Consider the following 22,287-nt stretch of genomic DNA (forward strand, 5'->3'; position numbering starts at 1 on the left):
TAACTCATTTTTCCTGCGCAAAATTTAGATCACTTATTTAATGTAATCGGTATAAGCAAAGCGATACAACACCGCTATTTCTGAGTTAAATTATTTCTCAATAACCAGTTATTACTTCAATAATTCGCCTTGAACTACGCAAAACTAAAGGTACTGACTAGTAAAAAGTATAACCTTAATGATTTTAAATATAATACTGCTTTCATTAACCAGAATTGAGGTTAAATAATTTTTATCGTTATTTCTAATAGCCAGTTATTTTTAGGTGTTATATTATAACACCTTTAATTTAATTGGTTTTTTTATGTTACTCATTTTAAGCATTTTAGCCTTATTCTTAGGTCCTGTTACATACCGACTATTACAACGACAACCCGGTTGGTTAGATCTATTAGATGCTTTTATATTTGTTAGCATATCTGGCCTTGTACTCTTTCATATTCTCCCTGAATTATTATATGAAGGTGGTTTATTAGTTCTGGTCTTAACAGGCTTAGGGCTATTAACACCCTCTCTGATAGAAAAATACTTCCATAAAGCGGCTAATAAAGCGCATAACACAACCTTGTTTCTTGGTGTATTAGGGTTAGTACTACATGCTAGCCTTGATGGTACTGTGTTATTAGCAAATCAATCTGACCATACAGAATGGTTATTAGCATTAGGTGTTTTATTACATCGTTTTCCAGTTGGTTTGACTATCTGGTGGTTGTTACGCCCACAATATGGTGTCGTTTTACCCTTTATTGTATTAATTAGTATGGCAGCAGCCACTTTACTGGGGGCTTCTTATGCAGAGCTGTCTATGGCTCAATTAGATGGACAGTTACTTGCTTGGTTCCAAGCTTTTGTTATGGGCTCTATTATGCATGTTGTATTGCATAGACCTTATTTACAGCATCATAAAAAACATCAACAAGGTAATACAAAAGAACATAAATATGCTGCTGGTATCGGTAGTTTCTTCGGTTTAGTGGTTTTAGGGTTTGTATTGTTACCACATTGGCTTGGCTATATAGAACATAACCATGATCATGCTGTATCGAATGAGCATGAAGCTCACGAGTCTCACCTTCTTGTACAAGAAGGTGTACATGACGGGGTGCACTTAGAAAATCTGCACGAGGATGAAGTCCATGACGAACATGAGCATGAAGATATACATCATAATCAAAGTATCGAAAAAAGCGAGGCGCTACATCAACAACACAATACAGCATTAACACTAGTTAACTTCGGTAAATTAGCTTTATACAGTGCACCTATGTTGTTATTTGCTTACTTGTTAAGTGGGTTAATGCATTACTTTAAACCTGCATTAAATGTGTTACCTGCCCAGGGAAATAAAGGTCACTTTAAAGATGCCATTAAAGGTGTTTTATATGGGCTTCCTTTACCTATTTGTTCACCTGCCGCGAGTAAAATGCACCAACAATTATTAAGCTTAGGAGCGAATCAAACTTTTGCGACTGCGTTCTTAATTGCGACTCCAATCATTGGTTTTGACGCTATTTTAATTTCTATACCGTTATTAGGTGAGCAATTAGTTTTACTGCGTATTGTATTTGCGGTTTTATTTGCTGCGATAATCGCATGGTTATTAGGAAGACACTTTAAGAATCCAATCTCTGCTGTTGTCGCACAAAGTTGTCAGGGTGGACATCCAACTTCACGCTTTATAACGGCGATAAAACAAGGTTATCAACACCAATTAGATCACACTGCACCTTGGGTTATTTTTGGTTGGGCGTTAGCGGCTACTTTATCTGCTACACCTGCTTGGGCTTTCTTTGAGCAAGCCTTATGGTTACAGGTGTTAGTGATGGTGCTTATCGCTTTCCCATTTGCATTATGTGCAACGGGAATGACACCTATTATTGCAGTGATGTTAATTGCGGGTTTATCGCCAGGAGCGGCCATTGCTTGTTTATTAATTGGACCAAGTATTAGTTTAGATTTATTAAAACAATTAAAGCTTCAACAAGGTTACTTTGCCGCTTTTGCTTTTGCGATGGTGATGCTGGTGACTGCTTTCTTAATTGGATTATCGTTAAATGAGTATATTGATGCTTTCCCATTGCCGTGGTTAGGTGAGTTAGATGCTGATTTTTCTTGGTGGCATTTTGTTAGTTTGGCCATTATTCTTGTTTTGTATTTTGCTTCATTATTACGTAGAGGCGCGCGTGCGTTTATTGCGGAGTTATTACCTAAAAGCTTATTAGAACATCGCCATCATCATCACTAAAAATATTAAAAGTACGCCAATCATATTGTTATGATTCGCGTACTCAAGTTATTAAGCGAATCTTTTATCTAGATAGCTAACAATGTCTGATGACTCATACATCCAAGTAACGGTGTTATTTTCTTCTATACGTAAACAAGGTACTTTTACGTGACCGCCTTGTTCAGCAAGTACCTTTTTGTGTTCAGGTTGTTGTGCATCGACTAATTCAATATTTAACGCATTACGTCGCATCGCACGTCGAACCTTGACGCAAAAAGGGCAAGCAGCAAATTGATATAATTGTAGGCTCTTTGTTTCTTGGTCAACTTTTTGTTGTAAATCGTCTTTGCGTTTTACTTTCTTAGGTGCAAAAATAAAGTTCAGTACTAAAATTAAACGGCCTAATAGCCAGCGAATTATTTTCATTTTTTTCTCTTTGTAATTGACTGTTGAGAGTAAAATTGTAACCGATCCAAGAGGTTCATAAAAGATGATTACCCCCCGAATATTAATTAAGGAAGATAAATGAGTACTCCTGCCTCTCCATGCGTTTCAAATTGCTGTTTAAATGAAGAAGATATCTGTTTAGGTTGTTTTCGTAGTTTGACTGAAATCACTGGCTGGTCACAAGCATCAGACTCAGGTAAGCAAGATATTGTTGTTAATACAAAAATACGCCGTGAGAAGATTAAAGCCTCTCAATCATTTCCATCGTAGTTAATATTTAAATAGGTTATGAGTATGAATCAGAACGATATGGTGAGTATATTGGGCAGCGGCTGGTTAGGTTTGCCATTAGCGAGTAGTTTACAGGCTGCAGGGAAAACGGTGCGCTTATCAACTCGAACGGCAAGCAAAGCGAAACAGTTAACTGGTTTGAACTTTAAATCTTATGTGGTTGATATAGAAAGCAGCTTATATAACCTAGATGACCTCGATAATTTAAATAACGTCCAAGATTTTTTACAAGCTAATACACTTATTATCAATATTACTAGTAAGTCATCACCTGCATTTCAAAAACTTGTGGCTGAAATCGAAACAAGTCCCATTGAACACGTTTTATTTATTAGCTCTACTTCGGTTTATGGAAATAACCAAGGAATATGTAAAGAAAGTGACCTCTTAGAAACTGAAACTAATTTACGAAAAATAGAAAAGTTATTTACAGATAATGCACACTTTGATTGTTCAGTTATTCGCTTCGCTGGGTTAATTGGACGTAAACGCCATCCCGGTAGATTCTTCGCTGGAGGTAAAAGTATTAAAGATGGTTATGCTAAGGTGAACCTAATTCATCAATTTGATTGCATTAAATTAATTGAAACTATTTTACAGCAACAAGCATGGGGTGAAGTGTTTAATGGTTGTGCTGATAATCATCCCACTAAAAAGTCATATTATACCAAAATGGCATTATCACTAGGGTACCCAGAACCTGAGTGCTTTATTGCAGAGCCAAGTGCCTCTAAAATAGTGTGCAATGAAAAAATAAAAACACAGCTAGGTTATCAATTTATTTATCCTGATATATTTAATATCATCTGTTAACTCCATTTCTTTTGATTCGCAAATAATATCTTCTTATGAGGCTGTATTAATAATGAAATTAATACAGCCTCACGCCTATATTACTTATCCCATACCACAAAAAGACCATAAATAAAGTAGGGTTTATAGCGTTTCTTAAAATAAACGTACTTATTTTAAGCGTTATGTGATTTCTATTGATATCTATCAAGTTCTGTTTGAAGGGGTAGGTTATCTTTCACTTGAATTTAGTTTTAGCTGGTGGATGAGGAAATTATGAGTAAACAAAAGTTAGTCATTATTGGTAATGGCATGGTCGGGCACCGTTTTATTGAAGAGTTTGTTGATAAAGGTGGTCTAGCGCATTTTGATATCGTTACTTTCTGTGAAGAGCCGCGTGTTGCATACGATCGCGTACATCTTTCTTCATACTTTTCTCATCATACTGCTGATGAATTGTCATTAGTAAAAGAAGGTTATTACCAAAAACATAATATCGAAGTGTTTGTTGGTGAACGTGCCTTAACCATTAATCGTGCTGAAAAAGTGATTCATTCTCAAACGGGTCGTGCCATCGTTTACGATAAGCTTATCATGGCAACAGGTTCTTATCCGTGGGTACCAACCATTAAAGGCAACGAAAGCAAAGATTGTTTTGTCTATCGTACTATTGAAGATTTAAATGCTATAGAAAGTACTGCTCGTCGTAGTAGAAGTGGTGCAGTTATCGGCGGCGGTTTATTAGGGCTAGAAGCTGCTGGTGCATTAAAAGCATTGGGAGTGGAAACCCACGTTATTGAATTTGCGCCTGTATTAATGGCTGAACAACTTGATCAACAAGGTGGCCAAATATTACGTAGTAAAATTGAAAGTATCGGCGTGAACGTACATACCGGTAAAAATACCAAAGAAATTATTGCATCAGGCGAAACCGCACGTAATACCATGCAATTTGCCGACGGTAGTGAATTAGAAGTCGATTTTATCGTTTTCTCTACTGGTGTTCGCCCGCAAGATAAATTAGCAAAACAATGTGGCCTAGCAACTGCACCGCGTGGTGGTATTCAGATTAATGATCAATGTATTACGTCTGATCCAAATATCTTTGCCATTGGTGAGTGTGCTTCTTGGAATGAAAAATTCTTTGGCTTAGTGGCACCGGGTTACAGCATGGCAAAAGTAGCTGTAGATACGTTATTAGGTAACGAAAATGCATTTACTGGCGCAGACATGAGCGCAAAATTAAAACTGTTAGGTGTTGATGTCGGTAGTATCGGTGATGCGAATGGCCGTACACCAAACTGTCAAAGTTATGTGTATTTAGATGGCAGTAAATCAATCTATAAACGTCTTATTGTTTCAGAAGACGGTAAAAAATTATTAGGGGCTGTATTAGTTGGCGATAGCAGTAGCTACAGTGATTTATTGCAATATAAGCTAAATGATATTGAGTTACCAAAACACCCCGATGCACTTATTTTACCTAGTCATTCTGGTGCTGAAAAAGTGGGTTTAGGTGTAGATGCTTTACCTGAAACAGCTCAAGTTTGCTCATGTTTCGATGTTAAAAAATCAGATATCTCTGAAGCAGTCGCCGCTGGTCATACAACCATTGGTGCTGTGAAAATGGAAACCAAAGCAGGTACTGGCTGTGGTGGTTGTGTTCCGCTTATTACACAAATATTGAATGCAGAATTAAAAAAACAAGGCGTGGAAGTTAAAAACCATATTTGTGAACATTTTGAGTACTCTCGTCAAGAGCTGTTTCATTTGATTCGTGTTGGCGGCATTAAAACTTTTAAAACGTTATTAGATAAATACGGTAAAGGTTACGGTTGTGAAGTCTGTAAACCTACGGTGGGATCTATTTTAGCGTCTTGCTGGAATGATTTTGTGTTAACTCAAGACCATAACGGTTTACAAGATACCAATGATATCTTCTTAGGCAATATGCAAAAAGACGGGACTTATTCTGTTATTCCTCGCATGGCTGGTGGTGAAGTGACGCCAAAAGCATTAGGTGTCGTCGCTAAAGTGGCTGAGCAATATGCACTTTATACCAAAATAACAGGTGCACAACGTATTGGTTTATTTGGCGCTCATAAAAGTGACTTACCTGATATTTGGCAACAACTAATTGATGCTGGTTTTGAAACGGGTCAAGCTTATGCGAAAGCACTGCGCATGGTTAAAACCTGTGTGGGAAGCACGTGGTGTCGTTTTGGTGTGCAAGATAGTGTTGGGCTTGGTGTTGAGCTTGAAAATCGTTACAAAGGCTTACGTACACCACACAAGATAAAATTTGGTGTGTCGGGCTGTACTCGTGAATGTGCTGAAGCACAAGGTAAAGACGTAGGCATTATTGCAACAGACTCTGGTTGGAATCTTTACGTATGTGGTAATGGCGGTATGAAGCCACAACATGCATCATTATTAGCTTCTGATTTAGATAAAGAGACTTTAGTTAAATACTTAGACCGTTTCATGATGTTTTATGTACGTACAGCCGATAAGTTAACGCGGACTTCAGTATGGTTGCAGAATCTTGAAGGTGGTATTGAATACTTACAAGAAGTGATCATGAATGACAAATTAGGTATTAATGATCAGCTCGAAAGAGAGATGGCTGAAGCCATTAATAGCTTCCAATGTGAATGGACAACTGCGCTATCAGACCAACAGCAGTTATCGCGTTTCTCACACTTCATTAATAGTGATCAACAAGATGATAATGTTGTGTTCACGTCTGAGCGTGGTCAAAAACGCCCAGCATTTATTGAAGAAAAAGCCCTAACTTACACTATTAACTTGGAGGAAATATAATGAGCAAATGGAACCAAGTTTGTACATTAGACAGTCTTTATCCTGCGACAGGCGTATGTGCATTAATAGATGGTAAGCAAGTCGCTATTTTTCGTCCTCGTGACGATGAACAAGTATTTGCAATGGATAATATGGATCCCTTTGCACGATCAAATGTCCTATCTCGCGGTATTATTTGTGAACATAAAGAGCAGTTATGGGTTGCTTCACCACTTAAAAAACAGCGTTTCAATTTAGTGGATGGTGGATGCTTAGAAAATGATCAAGTATCAGTGGCGACTTATAAAACACGTGTTAAAGAGGGCAGTATCGAGGTTCAATTATAAAAATTTCAATTATAAAAAACTTAGTTATAAAAGGCACAGCTGTAAAGATTAAATAGCTTAAATGCTTCTTACTTATGATGGTACGACTGTTGTCCATAAAGTAAGTAAGGAGCCTTTCACTATTCAATTTTAACTTCAAACTTAACAATAGGTACTTAACTATGTCTTACATTAAACCAGCTGAATTTGTTCAAACCATGATCGATGCAGGCGAAAATAAAGTGTTCATGTCAACTCGAGACACCATTCTGCGAGGCATCATGGCTGGTGCTATTTTAGCGGTTGCCGTTGTTGTTGCGATTACCGCAGCTGTTCAAACTGGATTACCAATTGTGGGCGCTTTAGTCTTTCCTGTCGGATTTGTTGTATTAAATCTAATGGGATTTGATTTATTAACGGCTGTTTTTGCATTAGCGCCATTAGCATTATTTGATAAACGAAAAGGGGTGACTAAAGCCGGCGTATTACGTAACTGGTTATTAGTTGGCTTAGGCAACTTGATTGGGGCAGTGAGCGTCGCCTTTCTAATAACCTTAACCTTTACGATGAATTTTAGCGTCGAGCCAGGTGCGGTAGGGCAAGCTTTTATTAAAGCATCAACAGCTCGTTCACTTGGTTTCGCTGAGCACGGTATGGATGGTTGGATCACGGCTTTTGTGAAAGGTATTTTATGTAACTGGTTTGTTTGTTTAGGTGTGGTTGGGGCAATGGTTTCAAAATCAGTGAGTGGTAAAACACTAGCAATGTGGTTTCCTATCTTCATTTTCTTTGCATTAGTATTTGAACATGCCGTTGTTAACATGTTTTTGTTCCCAATCGGCATGATGTTAGGCGCTGAATTTACTATTATGGACTGGTTAACATGGAATCAACTACCGGTTACTCTAGGCAATATAGTTGGTGGTTTGGTCTTTACTGGTATGACACTGTACATTACGCATGCTAAAACAAAACCTGCTCGTAATCTTGTATAATACCAATCACAATAAATAGATTATCTATTTTACTTGTTAAAACAGCCCAACTCCTCGTTGTAAATTTCGTAAAGGGAACAGCCATTTACGCCTTGAGTTGAACTGTTTTTCCAGCGCAAAATTTAGATAACATATTTAATGTCATCGGTATAACCTTACGTAATACGATGACGGATTAAAAAGTATTAACACTATATTTTTTTATTTTTATCATTTCTTTAGGGTTAATCGTTTGAACAACTTCTTATTCTTATAAAGATAGCAGCGGTTAAATCTAGATTGATACTGCGTCTTTATACAACCACACCATATAAGCAAGATAGCCGATTAATAATAAAGCGGCTTCAATGCGTCCCAATATGGCTATTTTACTTTTTCTCCAAGCAATTGAGAAAATAACCAACGCTAAAGTTAGTGCAATCATAACGGGATAATCACGTGTTAATACTGCGATATCGAAACTGCTTGCATGAATTAAGCCTGGTAAGGCCATTACACCCAGAATATTAAACATATTTGAGCCGATGATATTACCCACTGCTAAATCAAACTCTTTTTTACGAGCTGCTGCAATGGTTGTTGCTAATTCAGGTAAGCTTGTACCGATAGCAACAACAGTTAACCCAATAATTAAGTCACTTACTTTAAAATATTCAGCAACTTCTACCGCACCCCAGACTAAAACCCGAGAAGAAGCGATTAAAATAAGAATGCCAATAATTAACCATTTTAATGCAGCGCCTTTACCGATTTCTTCTGGTAATTCATCTAAAATTTCCTGCGGTAAGGTGTCTTCTCCATTACTTTTTGCTTCCCAAATGGTAAAACCTAACATTGCAAACATCATTACTAAGAGTAACAAACCATCTAAGAAGCTAAGGTATTGATCCCACAAAAGAAAGTAGCTTATACCCATGATTGCTAAAAGAGCAGGCATTTCACGTTTAAGCAGTTTTGAATGAATATGTAATGGGTAGAATAAAGCGGTTAAACCCAACATTAAACCTACATTGGTAATATTAGAGCCAATTGCATTACCAATTGATAGTCCTGTATTCCCGTCTAATGCGGCCATAGATGACACTAACATTTCCGGGGCAGATGTACCCAAACCAACAATAACAACACCGACAATCAAAGGCGATATAGAAAAGCTACGGGCTGTATTAGATGCGCCTAATACAAACTTATCTGCACTCCAAATAAGCAGTGCAAAACCAATTAGGATAGCCAATGTTGGATATAATAAAGTGATCAAAACTTCCTCCTGAGTATTTTGAATTACCTATAAAAAAACGCTGAACATTTTCATGATCAGCGCTCTTTTAAATTTATAAAATCTGTGGGTATTTAGCCACGACCTTCTGCAATTGCAGCAACAGCCGCTAATTCAGCTGCTTGCTTTTCATGTCTTTCTTGGCGATCTTGAATATCCATTAATTCATTAGTAATTAAGTTTTCTTCAATTTCACGTAAAGCAATTACGGTTGGTTTGTCATTCTCTGGATCAACTAAAGGTGTTTTACCTCCAGTAGCAAGCTGGCGAGCTCGGCGAGAAGCCATTAAGATTAAATCAAAACGGTTGCCTACTACATTTACTGCATCTTCAACGGTTACTCGTGCCATTGCTGAACTCCAAAAATTAATTACATAAAAAAGGGCGGTTATTATATGTGCTAAATACGAATTGATCCAGCATCTTAGTATAGAGATTATACTTCTAATAACTCTCTGATTGTTTCACGGTGTTTAATCGCTTGTTTTTCTTGCTCATTACGCAATGCGCGTACAATAGCAGAAAACTCTTGTGTAGCTGTATCAAAATCGTCATTGACGATTAAATAATCGTATTCATTATAGTGCGACATCTCTGATTGTGCTTTTTCCATACGTTTAGCGATAACTTCTGTACTATCTTGCCCACGTTTGTTTAAACGCGCTTCTAATTCTGCACGGCTTGGCGGCAAGATGAAAATACCTTTCGCATTTGGCATCGCACTATGTACTTGACGAGCACCTTGCCAGTCAATATCTAGCATTACATCAATGCCTTGTGCTAAAGATTGCTCAATAGTCACACGAGAGGTACCGTAATAATTACCAAATACTTCAGCCCATTCAAAAAAAGCATTCTCAGCAATTAATTGTTTAAATTCAGTTTCAGTAACAAAGTGATAATGTTCACCATTCACTTCACCTGGTCTTGGTGAACGTGTTGTATGTGAAATTGATACTTGAGCAGGGTAATCTCGTTTTTCAGCAAGTAGTGCTGTAATTAAACTCGATTTTCCTGCGCCACTTGGGGCGGATACAATAAAAAGAGTGCCAACTTGGGACATAGTTAAATTTCCTGAAACAGTTTTTGTAAATCAAGTGCCAGGCTGGTGGAATTTTGAGCACTTGAATTTTTGTAAGCGCGGATTATCCCTTATTTTATGAATGAAGTCTTTTTAATGATCAACTATTTTTATAAAAAGAATGAGATCGTTGATCACTGTTATTTAATACATAAAATATCGTGTATTAATAACCCAATGCAGACTAATCCTTCCAGCGGTTTTTTATTTCGATAATTTTATCTAGTTGTGATTCAAATAAATCAACCAATTCTGGGTCAAAGTGTTTACTCTTTTGAGAATGGATTAACTCTAATGCTTTTTGAACTGGCCATGCTTCTTTGTAAGGGCGCACACTGGTTAATGCATCAAAGACATCGGCAAGCGCAACTATACGGCCTTCAATTGGGATATCAGTCCCTTTTAATTGATTAGGGTAACCAGTTCCATCCCATTTCTCATGGTGTGTCATTGCAACTATTTTAGCTAATTCAATTAAATCTGAATCGGATTCACCTAATATCTCAGCGCCTATTTCAGGATGCTTTTGCATTATTACAAATTCTTCATCGGTTAGTTTTCCTGGTTTAAGCATGATGCTATCAGGAATACCAATTTTACCGATATCGTGCATCGGAGCGGCTAAAAATAATGCGTCTGCTTCTTTTGCCGAATGGCCATAAGCTAAAGCAATGACTTTAGAGTAATGGCTCATGCGCATCACGTGCATACCCGTTTCATTATCTTTGTATTCGGCTGCTCGACCTAATCGTTGAATGACTTGTAATCTAGTGCGCTTCAGTTCATCTATATCAACTAAAGACAAATGTGTTTTTACTCGTGCTTTTACGACGGCAGGTGTTACTGGTTTAGAAATATAATCGACCGCACCTATATTAAGCCCTTTTGCTTCATCAACGGCATCGTTTAAAGCGGTGACGAATATAATTGGAATTGTTTTGTATAAAGGATTTTGCTTAAGATGTTGACACACTTCATACCCGGTCATTTCAGGCATCATGACATCGAGTAAAATCAAGTCAGGTTTTTCTTTTTCAATTAAACGCAATGCCTCAGTGCCGCTTTTAGCGAAAATGAGTTTATAAATGTCTTTTAAAATATTGTTTAAGACCTTTAAATTAATAGGTTCATCATCAACAATAAGTATTTTTTGTTTACTATTTGGCATCTAAATTACTCATCTACACTTGTTTAAACAGAAGATTTTAGCGATTGAATAAGCACTTTAATATGACTCAAGGCTAATTCAAAATCAAAGTCATTACATGCGGTAATGATAGATTCAATGTCTTTATTATAATCAGAACGAACAGCTTGTAATATATCTAACTGATCATCATCAAATTCATTATTATCAACAGAAACTTTAAGCTTTAATAGTGTTTCCAGTAACACTTCATGGGAAGTATTCTCTAGTTTCACTTCTTGATACGTTCTGGTACTCATTTTTTTAGTACATTCAGTGATTGAATTAATTTCAAGTTCAATACTTTCAAGCGATGCTAGTGCTTCTTTTTCTTTATGTTTACGACTTGCATCTTCTAACGAGGTCAATGCTAGCATCAATCGGTTTAATGCGAGGTTTCCAGCTGCTCCTTTATATTTGTGGGCAGTACTTTCTATTGATTCCCATTCTGCATTTTTTATGAGTTGTGGTAGTGCTGAAATATTAGCTTTAGATTGGCTTAAAAATTGTACTATTTCGCTAAATAACGTTGTTTTTGAACCCCATAAATCAATTCCTTTCTCAATATTAATCGATACTTGTTGTGTTGGTTTATTCTCATTCACATTAACTATTGCTTTGTTTAAGGTTAATACTCTTGCTATTTCATTTAATAATTGGCGAAGATCGATTGGCTTGTTAGCAAAACCATCCATACCTGATTCTCCAGCTGATTTTCTATCTTGAGGCAATACGCTCGCTGTTAAAGCAATAATAGGCAGTCTAGGGAGTCCATTTTCTACTTCATATTCACGTCTTTTCTTTGAAGCTGTTAGCCCATCCATGACGGGCATTTGGATATCCATTAACACAATATCAAAACGTTCATTTTCCATTTTATGCAGTGCTTGTTCACCGTTTCTTGCAACTGAAAAAGAGTGGTTATTACGTTTTAATATTAAACTCATTAAATCAATATTTTGTTCAATATCATCAACGATTAATATGCTGAGTTGTGGTAATTCAGTATAAATTTCTTTCAACTTTGATTGAGTAGGGACATTAGCTAATTTAAGTGGAATACTAAATTCAAAAGTTGAGCCTTTACCTTTCTCACTTGTAGCAGAGATAGTTCCTCCCATTAGTTCAATTAACTGTTTACTAATGGTTGTGCCTAAACCTGTTCCACCAAAGCGACGACTCATTGACTCATCTGCTTGTGCAAAGGGTTCAAATACAGAGTCTAATTGAGCTTGCGTCATGCCAATACCAGTATCAGAAATAGCAAAGTGCAAAAAGCCTAACTGAGTATTTTTTATGGCAATAGTTACACTGCCTGCTTCTGTAAACTTGATCGAATTTCCCATGATATTTGTAAGCACTTGTCTTAATCTATCAGGCACACCGTTATAGAAGCATTGTGCATCTTTGTCTATATTAAGGTTAATTTGTAAACCTTTATGTTGTGCTTGTAACCACAAAGTCGATACCACTGAATCGACTTCTTCCACTAAATAAAAGTCACGGTATTCTAATTGGAATTTACCTTTGTCTAATTTTGCACTATCAAGTACATCATTAAGAATATGTAGCAGTGATTTTGCAGACTGGTTAATCGTATTAAGTTGTTTTCTTTGATTATTATCCAGTTTTTCATCTAACAAAATATCACTAAAGCCGATAATCGCATTCATTGGGGTGCGTATTTCATGGCTCATGTTCGCTAAAAAGGCTGCGCGTGTTGCCGCGGCTTGTTCTGCTTTTTCTTTTGCTGAAATTAATGCAGATTCCATTTTTTTACGATCACTAATATCCATAATAAAACCGTCAAAATATCTTTCATCAGGTTTCTCTCCTTTTACAGCTCTACCGTAGCCGAGTATCCATTTTATATTTTTATAACGGTCAATAATTCTTACCTCAAGTTGATAACCATCTGGATGATATAAGTCAGTATCAAGGATAATTTGCATATCGTCAGGATGCACAAAGTCGGCAATAGTCCGTTTAGCATTAGGTAATAAAAAGTCTTCAGCAGGATAACCCAGCATTTTCTCTACTTCGTCATTAATAAACACACTTGGCCAACCAGGAGTATCTAAGTGGCGATAGGCAATACCTGGAATATTAGCCACTAAAGAGCGTATTTTAGCTTCTTTGTTGCGCAATGAGCTTTCCATTGCTTTTCGCTCACGTAGGTCTGAAATAAAGGCAACAAACATGTGTTGGTTATTTAATTCTATATGTCCGATACCTAGGCGAACGGGAATCTTTTCATTGTCTTTAGCAAGCGCTTCTACTTCCCTATCTTCGCCTATTATTTTAGCTTCTCGAGTTTGTAAGTAATTATCAATGAATTGATCATGACCATTTTGATAAGGAACTGGCACAATCATTTTAACGTTATTGCCAACAAGCTCTTCTGATTGCCAACCTAATAGAATAGATACAGCCTTATTCACACTAATAATAATACCTTTTGAATCAATAGTTATGATGCCATCTATCGCAGTATTCATTGTCGCAATTAAACGACGTTCATTATTCATCGCTTTTGTTGAAATATCTTTATGGCGAAAAATGATATTCGCACCTAAAACAATAAAGATAACGACAACAGTAATACCAGTCACAATTAACGCTAATATCGTAGAAATTTCACTTGTTTGCTCAGAAAGCTCCATGCCTGGTGGTAATACAAAGCGAGCCGCAACCATGCCAACATAATGCATACCAGTAATGGCTGCACCCATAACGCAGCTTGAAATAGCTATTTTTATATTTTTGTTAAAGCGAGGAGCATTATGCTTATCTAAGCCAAAGCTGATCCATAACGCTAATATGGCAAGAACAACAGCTACTAAAATAGAAATGATAAACATAAGAGGGTCGTATCGTAGCAACGGCGCCATTTCCATCGCTGCCATTCCAATATAATGCATCGCACCGATACCTGAACCAACCAATATTCCCCCAAACACTAATTGACAACCCTTTATTTCTTTACGAGTTATTAAATTAAGTGTTACCCAAGATGCTGCTATCGAAGGGAGAACAGAGATTAGCGTCGTATCTATTTGATAGGTTATATTAGTACAAAGATCGAGTGCCAACATGCCAAGGAAATGCATTGACCAAACACCACCGCCCAAAACGATACTACCAATGATAAGAGATATCTTTTTACGTAGAGGCGCTGCATCTTGTGCTTGATGTGCAACTTGAAAGCCCATAAAAGAAGCAAGAATAGCAATAGATATTGATAATAAAACAAGCCATGGATTGTACTTTGAGAGTACAAATAAGCTGGATTGATTATAATGAAAAATCTCTAGGATCTGTTCTAACATATATTAAGTACCACTATTATATTAAAAGACATTTTATTTTTATAAAAAGGATAAGTTATTTATGCAAATGTCATTAAATAGCAGATCGATATTATTGATGAAAATAAGTATTTATTAAAAATACGTAAAAAGAGGTGTTATTGGCTCATATTTTTCACTAAGAACTTATTTTTTATTATTTGAATTGAGTTCTATTTTACTACTATCGGCGATCTTTCAATAAAGTTGAATTTTATTGAGTGTTTTTGATGTATTTTTATGGTTTATGATGAAATTGTTATTTATATTTGTTGTCATTATTGGTTTGTTTCAATAAAACTAATAATTTAATGGCTAGAGACTGTAGTAGTGGTTTACTTATTAAGCAAAAATTCAAAATATTAATTTAATCTTAGTATGACTTATCGTGGTTAGAGCGATAGTGTTGCTGTTTTCAAATGATGATACAGAAGGTGATATCTAAATCTAGGGAAGGTAATACTAATTACATTCAATAAGTGTTCTAAGTTTTTCGCAGGGAAAATGACTTAGTTTAAGGCATAAATTGAGCTAAATGGTTGTTTCATTTACGAAGTTTACAACGAAAAAATAAGTTGTTTTAACAAGTAAAATAGATCAGTTAATGAGTTTGATTGGTATAGCATATGCAGGAAGCTACCAACAGTTAAGGCTAACTGTTGGTATTAATTTATAAGCTATACTTTTTCGCGTTGTTGTTCTTTTTGAGCTTGTTTTTTGGCTTTATTTTCTTCTAGCTGCGTTACCGCTTCCGAACCAATGTGCGCTTGTCCACGTTCAAGTGATAAACGGATTTGTTTTTCACGTTCTAGGAAACGCTGTTTTTGCTCTTCAGATATGTTGTCGTGACATTGATGACAACTAACACCTTGCATGTACTTTTCTGACTTCTTATCTTCTTCAGTAATAGGTAAACGGCAACCATGGCATTGGTCGTATTGACCTTTTTCTAGTTGGTGATTAACAGATACGCGATTATCAAAGACAAAACACTCACCTTTCCACATGGTTTCTTCTTCAGGCACTTCTTCAAGATACTTAAGCACGCCACCTTCAAGGTGATAAACTTCATCAAAACCTTGTTCCTTCAAGTAAGCTGTTGATTTTTCACAACGAATGCCACCAGTACAAAACATAGCTACTTTTTTATGTTTTGCAGGATCAAGATTTTCTTTTACGTATTTTGGAAATTCACGGAAATTAGTTGTTTTTGGGTCAACTGCATTTTCAAAAGTACCAATACTGATTTCGTAATCGTTACGTGTATCAACTAATAAAACCTCAGGGTCGCTTATTAAGGCATTCCAATCTTTTGGTTTTACGTAAGTACCTACGACACGATTTGGGTCAATACCTTCGATACCCATTGTCACGATTTCTTTTTTCAGTTTTACTTTAGTACGGTAAAAAGGATTTTCTGTATCAAATGAAAACTTCGCCGTTAGCTCAGCTAAACGAGGATCAAATTTTAACCAGTTGAGCACATTATCGATACCCTCTTGATCGCCAGCGATCGTACCGTTAATACCTTCACTTGCTAACAATAAAGTGCCTTTAACTTGGTTTGCATTTAATATATTAAGTAGTGGGGTTTGGATCTCTTCGTAATTTGCTAGATCAACAAACCTATATAAAGCACAAACAACAGTATTTGACATGTTTTTTTCCTCGTTCTACGAACTGAAACGTAAATTTAGCAACGCATTATACGAATAGAAATGCTATAAGCAATTTTTATATTGTTTTTATCCTATCAATCAATGTGCCTAGAAGCCTTGAGATTACTAGCTTCTTTGGGTTAACGTTTGAAACGTAACATGTTTTAAGATAACTCCTTACCGCACTAAACACTTTTTTTGTGATGATATATTTTCAAGTATTCAATGTTATTTCTTCTTATTTAAGTTAATCAATCGATGGATTGTTGATTCTTTTAAGCAGCCTCTTATGCGTTATCGGCCCAATGATAGGTTTTTCCTGCATTAATGAAAAAAGATAAAGGCTTCTATTTTATAACCTATCCTTATTGATCAAGCTAAAGGGGGTTTTCTCCATTATTGTCTAATACCTTGTTTTTATTTGATATTAATAATTATTTTCAACTACAAGGTGTTTTAAACGATCAAGATGACAAAAATGAAAGTTAATGGTCAATTTTAAATAAAATTACCCTTTTTGAGGTATTAATCGATAGAGGATTAACAATTAATGTTTATACTGCTTTAGCGCTTAATACGCTTTTTACTTAAAAAGTAAATTCTGATTCATCAACATGGAGGGGTAAAATGCCAACGCGATTACATTTGATTAGAGCAAGTCACCTAAGTCCTGTTATTCAGTATATGCAAACTTTATCGATGCCAGTAGAGTCTTTGCTTGAGCAAGCAGAGTTAAGCCTAGATTTATTAATAGAACCTAACCAATTGATTCTAGAAAATAAAGTCTGGCACTTTTTAGAACTCGCTGCTGAGTTCAATAATATGCCACACTTAGCGACGTCTTTAACAGAACAGAGCCATTTGTCAGAATATGGTGAATTCACTGAGCAACTGTTAAAAGCAGAGAATCTTTATCAGGCCTTACAATTTTTAATCCAAGAAATTAGTTTGCACCATAATAATAACTATTTTTGGATCAAAGAAAGCGAACAGTGCATTTGGATTTGTCGTCCTCAACACCCTTATGTTAAAGATAACCAATGGCAAGTTGAACAACATGTAATGATTTTGATTTGTATGTTAATCGAACATTATGCAGGCCCCGGTTGGCTCCCAAAACAAATAAAGCTACAAGATAATCAAGCAATTGGAATAGAGCAGTCTCGTTTTTTTAAAAACGCTGACATTACATTAGGGCAACCCTATTCTGCTATTGCAATCGATCATATCTTCTTAAAGGAACGTTCATTAGAAAACAAGCTTTCTAAGCCGTCTGGCCTTGATTATATTCCAGACTCTTTTGTACAAGGTTTTAAGTTACTCCTAAGGCAAAATTACTTTGGACAAGGATGGTTAGCTGAAAATATAGCTTCTATTTTAAATACGAGTGTTCGCACTTTAAAAAGAAAGTTACATGCTCAAGGTACTTCATTACGGCAGGTATTCGATGAAGTACGTTTTCAGCAAGCATGTGATTTGATTGAGCAAGATATACATGATTATGAGGTATTAGCCGAAAAGCTTTCTTATACTCATGCCAATAATTTTGTACGCGCTTTCAAACGTTGGAGTGGCATTACGCCAAGAGAATATATACGCTTGCGCAATATAGAATTATTGAAAAAGAATGTGTCATGGTGAGCTTTATCTGAGACTAATACGTACTAAGCTATATAAATCTATGATGGCTTAATTATTAGGGGGTAAAAATGAAATTCTTATTATTAATCGCAGCAATTTTATTACAAACAGCTTGTACAGGCGTTCCAGATGGTATGAAAGCCGTTAAAAATTTTGAAAGTGAGCGTTACTTAGGGACTTGGTTTGAAATAGCACGTTTAGACCATTCCTTTGAACGTGGACTTGAACAAGTTTCAGCGACTTATTCAATGCGTGATGATGGCGGCATTAAAGTCGTTAACAAAGGATACTCTGCAGAAGATAAAGAATGGAAAGAAGCGGTTGGTAAAGCGTACTTTGTTGATGATAAAAGCACTGGCCACTTAAAAGTGTCTTTCTTTGGCCCATTTTATGGTTCGTATATTATTTTTAAAATGGACCAAGTAAATTACCAGTATGCTTTTATTAGTAGCTATAACCATGAATATCTATGGTTGTTATCTCGTACGCCACAGGTAAGTGATGAAGTGAAACAAGACTTTATTAATACTGCCGCTGAATATGGTTTTTCAACCGAGCAACTTATTTTTGTTGATCAAATGCCAACCAATACAGGCACCAAATAAAGCACCTATCATACAGCAGGTGCTTTCATCATTAATCAGCTTTTTTCTGCTGTTTAAGCTGAGTTAAAACAACATCAAGTGATGGTTGAATTTGATGGCCTAAAGCAATGATTTCCTGATCTGGTATGACTAGGTCAGGGACTTGGTAAACTTGCATTTTTGCAGCTAGCGCTGATAAAACCCCATTACTTGAATCTTCAAAAGCTAAGCATTGTTCTGCTGGAACATTTAAACGTTTTGCTGCTAACAAAAAAATCTCAGGGTGTGGTTTGCCATGAGTGACTTCGCAACCACTACTGATATGTTCAAAATAATGATCTATTTTAGCCAATCTTAACTTAGTCGCTGCTAACTTATTGTGTGTTGAAGTCGCAACAGCCACGGGAATGTTTTGTGCTTTCAACCATTCTAGTAAATCAATGACGCCAGATTTTACAGGAATAGCTTGATTCTCTACTACTGGCCAGTAACCATCCATCCAAGCTTTACGTAAAGGAGCATACTCAATGTACTGTGCATAATGAGACATAATTGCTTCTTCAATCCCTTTGGCATTACGGCCAATGATTTTCAAATAAGCACTTTTAACAAAAGGCAGTGATAGTTGTACACAAGCTTGCTCGAAAGCTTGCATACAAACACGTTCGGTATCTAGTAGTAGGCCATCCATATCAAAAATAGCAGCTTGGTAGGACATAAACTTCTCAATCAATAATTAACATTGCGAGCTAGTGTACCTATTTTTTATGATCTATAAAGTGAGTGATTATTAATGGTCTCTACTTTTAAATTTTCTTAAGTTTTCTAACATTAGCAAAGCCAATTAAAATGCCACTGATCACACACAAACTTGCAACTAACTTAATTATTCCAACTTCTTCTTGATAAAACAAAACACCTCCTAATAAACCAAAAATAGGAACGAGTAAGGTCAGTGGGGCCACAGTCGTTAGTGGATAGGTAACTAGTAGTCGGTTCCAAATCCAATAGCCCAATAAAGTTACCGGATATGCTTGAAATAAAACAGAGAAAATAATACGCTCATTAAACTGTGTTGATAATTGTACGAAAGCATCACTACCTGATTGAAAGTAGACGATTAAGAATAGAGGAATAGGCGCAAAAGCCATTGCCCATAAACTAAATGCAAAGACCTGTTTTGTGCCTGCTTTTTTAACCGTAATACTCGCTAAACTCCACGATATAGCAGCGAATAAAATTAGCATGAGTCCTAATTGCGTTACTGAACCATCTGTTACGGTTAAACTTAATAATAAACCTGCTAAAGCAATACCACTACCAATCACTTTATTGAGAGGAAGCGGCTCTTTTAATAAAAAACAACCTAAGAATAAACCAAATACGACGTTCATCTGTAATAAAACAGAGGCCATACCGGCGCTTAACCCTGCTTGGATAGACCACGTAGCCATGCCCCAAATACCAATCGCGAATAACCAGCCATAAACGATCAGGTACCACCATGAGACATCTGGTTTTTTGACAAAAAATATAGCGGGTAATGTTGCTAAAGTGAACCTTAATGCCGTTAATAACAAAGGATCAATTTCGTTTACGCCTAACTTGATCACTGAGAAATTTAACCCCCAGACAACCATGATTAAAATACCTAGTATCAAATCGTTCTTTTTCATTACTGACCCTTTAGTTTACCTAATGTGTTCTTGCGCTTATGTGTATTATCAAACAAACTAAAAAAGATAACAGATACAAAAAACTTAAAATAAAGCGGTACAATTTATGCGTTATAAACAATTAGCTAAACAATGTGTGCAACAGATTGAATCTGGACAACTTACTGTAAACAGTAAAATGCCTTCATTACGTAACTTTAAAAAATTACATAATGTCAGCATGACAACGGCGTTAAATTGCTATCAATATTTAGAGTCTTTGGGATGGTTACTAGCAAAACCACAGTCAGGGTATTACGTCGCTAAAAAATCATTGTTAGTTGAAAAACCGCAAACGCCTACTTTTATTCGCTTTCAAAGTGCTATTACACAGCCGCAATTACCTGCTTTGTATAATCCGTTTGTTGATCCCTGTCCATTTGGCATTGCACGTTACGATCCCAATTTAATACCTGTGGATAAACTACAACAAAGCTTTCGGCGAGCAATGAAACAACAAGGTAATCGACTTAGCCATTACCCTAATCCACAAGGAGAAATAATATTACGTGATAACTTGAGTGAGCACTTTAAAACGGTTGATTTTCACTTTCCTGCTGCAGAGTGTGTGATCACACATGGTTGTTTAGATGCGATTAGAACAGCCATTGAAATCACCACAGAAACCGGTGATGCTATTGCTATCAGTTCACCGTGTTTTTCTGGTTTATTAGAGTTATTAGGTGTGATGGGGCGGCGTGTGGTTGAGATCCCTTCGGTTGTCGAGGGTATTGATCTTGAACAATTACAAAAGCAGATGCAATTAGGGGCGATAAAAGCAGGTTTGTTTTGTACTTCACACATGAACCCACAAGGTACGTCAATGAGTTCGCTGCAAAAGCAAAAACTTGTTGAATTAGCGACTCAGTATAAAATTCCCATTATCGAAGATGATGTTTATCTTGAGTTAGGTTATGAAAAGGTGATTCCATTACCTGCAAAACATTGGGATCGAGAGGGTTATATCCTGTGGTGTGGTTCTATTTCTAAAACTATTGCGGCAGGTTATCGTTTAGGCTGGTGTTTACCAGGGCGGTATTTACAGGCTTATTTACAACAACGTTTATTTGCAAATCAAGGTGTGACATCTCCACTACAGCTTGCTATTGCTGATTTTATTCAACGCGGTGATTATATAAACCACCTTAAAAAAGTACGCTTACACTTACATCAACAAACATTGCAATTTATTGCTTATTTACAACAGCATTTACCCGTTAACAGTAAAATTAGTCAACCTGTTGGTGGTTTTGTTTTATGGATTGAGGTTGCTGATCTTAATACGTCTAAATTAAGAGAGCTTGGCATTCAAAAGAAACTAGATATACGTGTGGGCGATAGCTTTAGTACGTTAGGCTTGTACCCACATTGCTTTAGATTGAATATTGGTTTTAGTATGACTGCTGCAGAGGTTAAATTACAATTAAATCATTTAATTAAATTAGTTAAAATTTGTTCAGAGGATACAACATGTTAGATAACCCTAAAGCCCTTAGTGATGCGATTAACCAAACGATGCCATTTGGCAAATACGCAGGCCGAAAGCTGATCCATTTACCTGAACCTTATTTAGTGTGGTTTCATGGTAAAGGTTTTCCTGAAGGCAAATTAGGCGAACAATTAGCTTTGATGTATGAAGTTAAATTAAATGGCTTGGAGACAATGCTGGCACCATTAATTAAACCCTCTTAATGATGTAAAATAAAAAGAGAGCCAAAGGGAAAATGAAAGATTAGATGGCTTATTAAGTGGTGATACTTGTTTCTCGTCGTAAGGATTAGACTATCGTTAATGTTGATCTTCTTTATGACTAAAATCTACCTGATAAATAAAGAGATGAACTTTAAAGAACTCATTACGTACTAATATGATAATGATAAGGCGTTTCATCGTTTTATTCTGCCATCGCTACATTACAT

Annotated in this window: 19 protein-coding genes; 10 read left to right on the forward strand and 9 right to left on the reverse strand. The window is 36.2% G+C overall.

Features of this window, described 5'->3' with window-relative positions; genetic code table 11:
• The first annotated feature begins 304 nt into the window (after positions 1-304).
• On the forward strand, positions 305-2,245 hold the full coding sequence (locus tag V6255_RS07270; protein WP_341627549.1) for a permease: 1,941 nt from the start codon (positions 305-307) through the stop codon (positions 2,243-2,245).
• A gap of 51 nt (positions 2,246-2,296) precedes the next feature.
• Here the strand turns inward: V6255_RS07270 and V6255_RS07275 are convergent, their stop codons facing one another.
• Positions 2,297-2,653 carry a glutathione S-transferase N-terminal domain-containing protein gene (locus V6255_RS07275; RefSeq protein ID WP_025563514.1) on the reverse strand — a complete coding sequence of 119 codons (357 nt, stop codon included), beginning with the start codon at positions 2,651-2,653 and terminating at the stop codon, positions 2,297-2,299.
• Positions 2,654-2,752: 99 nt separating this feature from the next.
• On the opposite strand from V6255_RS07275, the gene V6255_RS07280 reads away from it, so the two are divergent.
• The 5 genes from V6255_RS07280 to V6255_RS07300 all read left to right on the forward strand — a co-directional run bounded on the left by V6255_RS07280 (position 2,753) and on the right by V6255_RS07300 (position 7,880).
• A complete protein-coding gene (locus tag V6255_RS07280; protein WP_025563515.1) occupies positions 2,753-2,944 on the forward strand; it encodes a DUF1289 domain-containing protein in 192 nt (63 codons plus the stop codon).
• A gap of 24 nt (positions 2,945-2,968) precedes the next feature.
• Positions 2,969-3,778 (forward strand): dTDP-glucose 4,6-dehydratase, encoded by an 810-nt coding sequence (locus V6255_RS07285; RefSeq protein ID WP_341627550.1) that lies wholly within the window; start codon positions 2,969-2,971, stop codon positions 3,776-3,778.
• A 255-nt stretch (positions 3,779-4,033) separates the two neighbouring features.
• Positions 4,034-6,580, forward strand: a complete 2,547-nt coding sequence (gene nirB, locus V6255_RS07290) for a nitrite reductase large subunit NirB (RefSeq protein WP_341627551.1) — start codon at positions 4,034-4,036, stop codon at positions 6,578-6,580.
• Positions 6,580-6,906 (forward strand): nitrite reductase small subunit NirD, encoded by a 327-nt coding sequence (gene nirD / locus V6255_RS07295; RefSeq protein WP_341627552.1) that lies wholly within the window; start codon positions 6,580-6,582, stop codon positions 6,904-6,906. The genes nirB and nirD overlap by 1 nt, the downstream gene beginning before the upstream one ends.
• 161 nt (positions 6,907-7,067) lie before the next feature.
• Positions 7,068-7,880, forward strand: coding sequence for a formate/nitrite transporter family protein (locus tag V6255_RS07300; protein WP_341627553.1), 813 nt, complete (start codon positions 7,068-7,070; stop codon positions 7,878-7,880).
• A gap of 274 nt (positions 7,881-8,154) precedes the next feature.
• On the opposite strand, the gene V6255_RS07305 is transcribed toward V6255_RS07300, so the two are convergent.
• From V6255_RS07305 to V6255_RS07330, 6 genes are all read right to left on the reverse strand, one after another.
• Positions 8,155-9,138 (reverse strand): calcium/sodium antiporter, encoded by a 984-nt coding sequence (locus tag V6255_RS07305; protein ID WP_341627554.1) that lies wholly within the window; start codon positions 9,136-9,138, stop codon positions 8,155-8,157.
• Between the two features lie 92 nt (positions 9,139-9,230).
• Positions 9,231-9,506 carry a DNA-directed RNA polymerase subunit omega gene (rpoZ, locus tag V6255_RS07310; RefSeq protein ID WP_025563521.1) on the reverse strand — a complete coding sequence of 92 codons (276 nt, stop codon included), beginning with the start codon at positions 9,504-9,506 and terminating at the stop codon, positions 9,231-9,233.
• A gap of 86 nt (positions 9,507-9,592) precedes the next feature.
• Entirely contained in the window at positions 9,593-10,219 is a 627-nt protein-coding gene (gene gmk / locus V6255_RS07315; RefSeq protein WP_341627555.1) for a guanylate kinase, read from the reverse strand.
• Positions 10,220-10,421: 202 nt separating this feature from the next.
• Positions 10,422-11,405, reverse strand: coding sequence for a two-component system response regulator (locus V6255_RS07320; protein ID WP_341627556.1), 984 nt, complete (start codon positions 11,403-11,405; stop codon positions 10,422-10,424).
• A 23-nt stretch (positions 11,406-11,428) separates the two neighbouring features.
• Positions 11,429-14,752 carry an MHYT domain-containing protein gene (locus V6255_RS07325; protein ID WP_341627557.1) on the reverse strand — a complete coding sequence of 1,108 codons (3,324 nt, stop codon included), beginning with the start codon at positions 14,750-14,752 and terminating at the stop codon, positions 11,429-11,431.
• A 695-nt stretch (positions 14,753-15,447) separates the two neighbouring features.
• Positions 15,448-16,428, reverse strand: a complete 981-nt coding sequence (locus V6255_RS07330; protein WP_341627558.1) for a rhodanese-related sulfurtransferase — start codon at positions 16,426-16,428, stop codon at positions 15,448-15,450.
• Between the two features lie 627 nt (positions 16,429-17,055).
• On the opposite strand from V6255_RS07330, the gene V6255_RS07335 reads away from it, so the two are divergent.
• Together V6255_RS07335 and V6255_RS07340 are read left to right on the forward strand one after the other, a co-directional pair.
• Positions 17,056-18,069 carry an AraC family transcriptional regulator gene (locus tag V6255_RS07335; RefSeq protein WP_341627559.1) on the forward strand — a complete coding sequence of 338 codons (1,014 nt, stop codon included), beginning with the start codon at positions 17,056-17,058 and terminating at the stop codon, positions 18,067-18,069.
• Positions 18,070-18,137: 68 nt separating this feature from the next.
• Complete coding sequence (locus tag V6255_RS07340; RefSeq protein WP_341627560.1) at positions 18,138-18,674, forward strand: lipocalin family protein; 537 nt, start codon at positions 18,138-18,140, stop codon at positions 18,672-18,674.
• A gap of 31 nt (positions 18,675-18,705) precedes the next feature.
• Here V6255_RS07340 and V6255_RS07345 read toward each other — a convergent pair whose 3' ends face one another.
• Together V6255_RS07345 and V6255_RS07350 are read right to left on the reverse strand one after the other, a co-directional pair.
• Positions 18,706-19,371, reverse strand: a complete 666-nt coding sequence (locus V6255_RS07345; protein WP_341627561.1) for an HAD family phosphatase — start codon at positions 19,369-19,371, stop codon at positions 18,706-18,708.
• Between the two features lie 88 nt (positions 19,372-19,459).
• Positions 19,460-20,329, reverse strand: a complete 870-nt coding sequence (locus V6255_RS07350) for an EamA family transporter (RefSeq protein WP_341627562.1) — start codon at positions 20,327-20,329, stop codon at positions 19,460-19,462.
• Between the two features lie 106 nt (positions 20,330-20,435).
• Here V6255_RS07350 and V6255_RS07355 point away from each other — a divergent pair, with 106 nt between their 5' ends.
• Positions 20,436-21,845: a PLP-dependent aminotransferase family protein gene (locus tag V6255_RS07355; protein ID WP_341627563.1), complete on the forward strand. Its 1,410-nt coding sequence runs from the start codon at positions 20,436-20,438 to the stop codon at positions 21,843-21,845.
• Positions 21,839-22,060: a DUF3820 family protein gene (locus tag V6255_RS07360; RefSeq protein ID WP_341627564.1), complete on the forward strand. Its 222-nt coding sequence runs from the start codon at positions 21,839-21,841 to the stop codon at positions 22,058-22,060. Before V6255_RS07355 ends, V6255_RS07360 begins: the two co-directional genes overlap by 7 nt.
• Positions 22,061-22,287: the final 227 nt, after the last annotated feature.

The organism is Psychromonas arctica, assembly GCF_038155225.1.
GTDB classification, from domain to species: Bacteria; Pseudomonadota; Gammaproteobacteria; order Enterobacterales; family Psychromonadaceae; genus Psychromonas; species Psychromonas arctica_B.

What these genes read in the sequence shown, in the direction of transcription:
- V6255_RS07345 (WP_341627561.1), bottom strand. Translation starts at nt 19,371, where the DNA reads ATGTCCTACCAAGCTGCTATTTTTGATATGGATGGCCTACTACTAGAT.
- V6255_RS07340 (WP_341627560.1), top strand. Translation starts at nt 18,138, where the DNA reads ATGAAATTCTTATTATTAATCGCAGCAATTTTATTACAAACAGCTTGT.
- rpoZ (WP_025563521.1), bottom strand. Translation starts at nt 9,506, where the DNA reads ATGGCACGAGTAACCGTTGAAGATGCAGTAAATGTAGTAGGCAACCGT.
- V6255_RS07275 (WP_025563514.1), bottom strand. Translation starts at nt 2,653, where the DNA reads ATGAAAATAATTCGCTGGCTATTAGGCCGTTTAATTTTAGTACTGAAC.
- V6255_RS07280 (WP_025563515.1), top strand. Translation starts at nt 2,753, where the DNA reads ATGAGTACTCCTGCCTCTCCATGCGTTTCAAATTGCTGTTTAAATGAA.
- V6255_RS07320 (WP_341627556.1), bottom strand. Translation starts at nt 11,405, where the DNA reads ATGCCAAATAGTAAACAAAAAATACTTATTGTTGATGATGAACCTATT.
- V6255_RS07335 (WP_341627559.1), top strand. Translation starts at nt 17,056, where the DNA reads ATGCCAACGCGATTACATTTGATTAGAGCAAGTCACCTAAGTCCTGTT.
- nirB (WP_341627551.1), top strand. Translation starts at nt 4,034, where the DNA reads ATGAGTAAACAAAAGTTAGTCATTATTGGTAATGGCATGGTCGGGCAC.
- gmk (WP_341627555.1), bottom strand. Translation starts at nt 10,219, where the DNA reads ATGTCCCAAGTTGGCACTCTTTTTATTGTATCCGCCCCAAGTGGCGCA.
- V6255_RS07350 (WP_341627562.1), bottom strand. Translation starts at nt 20,329, where the DNA reads ATGAAAAAGAACGATTTGATACTAGGTATTTTAATCATGGTTGTCTGG.
- V6255_RS07330 (WP_341627558.1), bottom strand. Translation starts at nt 16,428, where the DNA reads ATGTCAAATACTGTTGTTTGTGCTTTATATAGGTTTGTTGATCTAGCA.
- V6255_RS07355 (WP_341627563.1), top strand. Translation starts at nt 20,436, where the DNA reads ATGCGTTATAAACAATTAGCTAAACAATGTGTGCAACAGATTGAATCT.
- V6255_RS07300 (WP_341627553.1), top strand. Translation starts at nt 7,068, where the DNA reads ATGTCTTACATTAAACCAGCTGAATTTGTTCAAACCATGATCGATGCA.
- nirD (WP_341627552.1), top strand. Translation starts at nt 6,580, where the DNA reads ATGAGCAAATGGAACCAAGTTTGTACATTAGACAGTCTTTATCCTGCG.
- V6255_RS07285 (WP_341627550.1), top strand. Translation starts at nt 2,969, where the DNA reads ATGAATCAGAACGATATGGTGAGTATATTGGGCAGCGGCTGGTTAGGT.
- V6255_RS07325 (WP_341627557.1), bottom strand. Translation starts at nt 14,752, where the DNA reads ATGTTAGAACAGATCCTAGAGATTTTTCATTATAATCAATCCAGCTTA.
- V6255_RS07270 (WP_341627549.1), top strand. Translation starts at nt 305, where the DNA reads ATGTTACTCATTTTAAGCATTTTAGCCTTATTCTTAGGTCCTGTTACA.
- V6255_RS07360 (WP_341627564.1), top strand. Translation starts at nt 21,839, where the DNA reads ATGTTAGATAACCCTAAAGCCCTTAGTGATGCGATTAACCAAACGATG.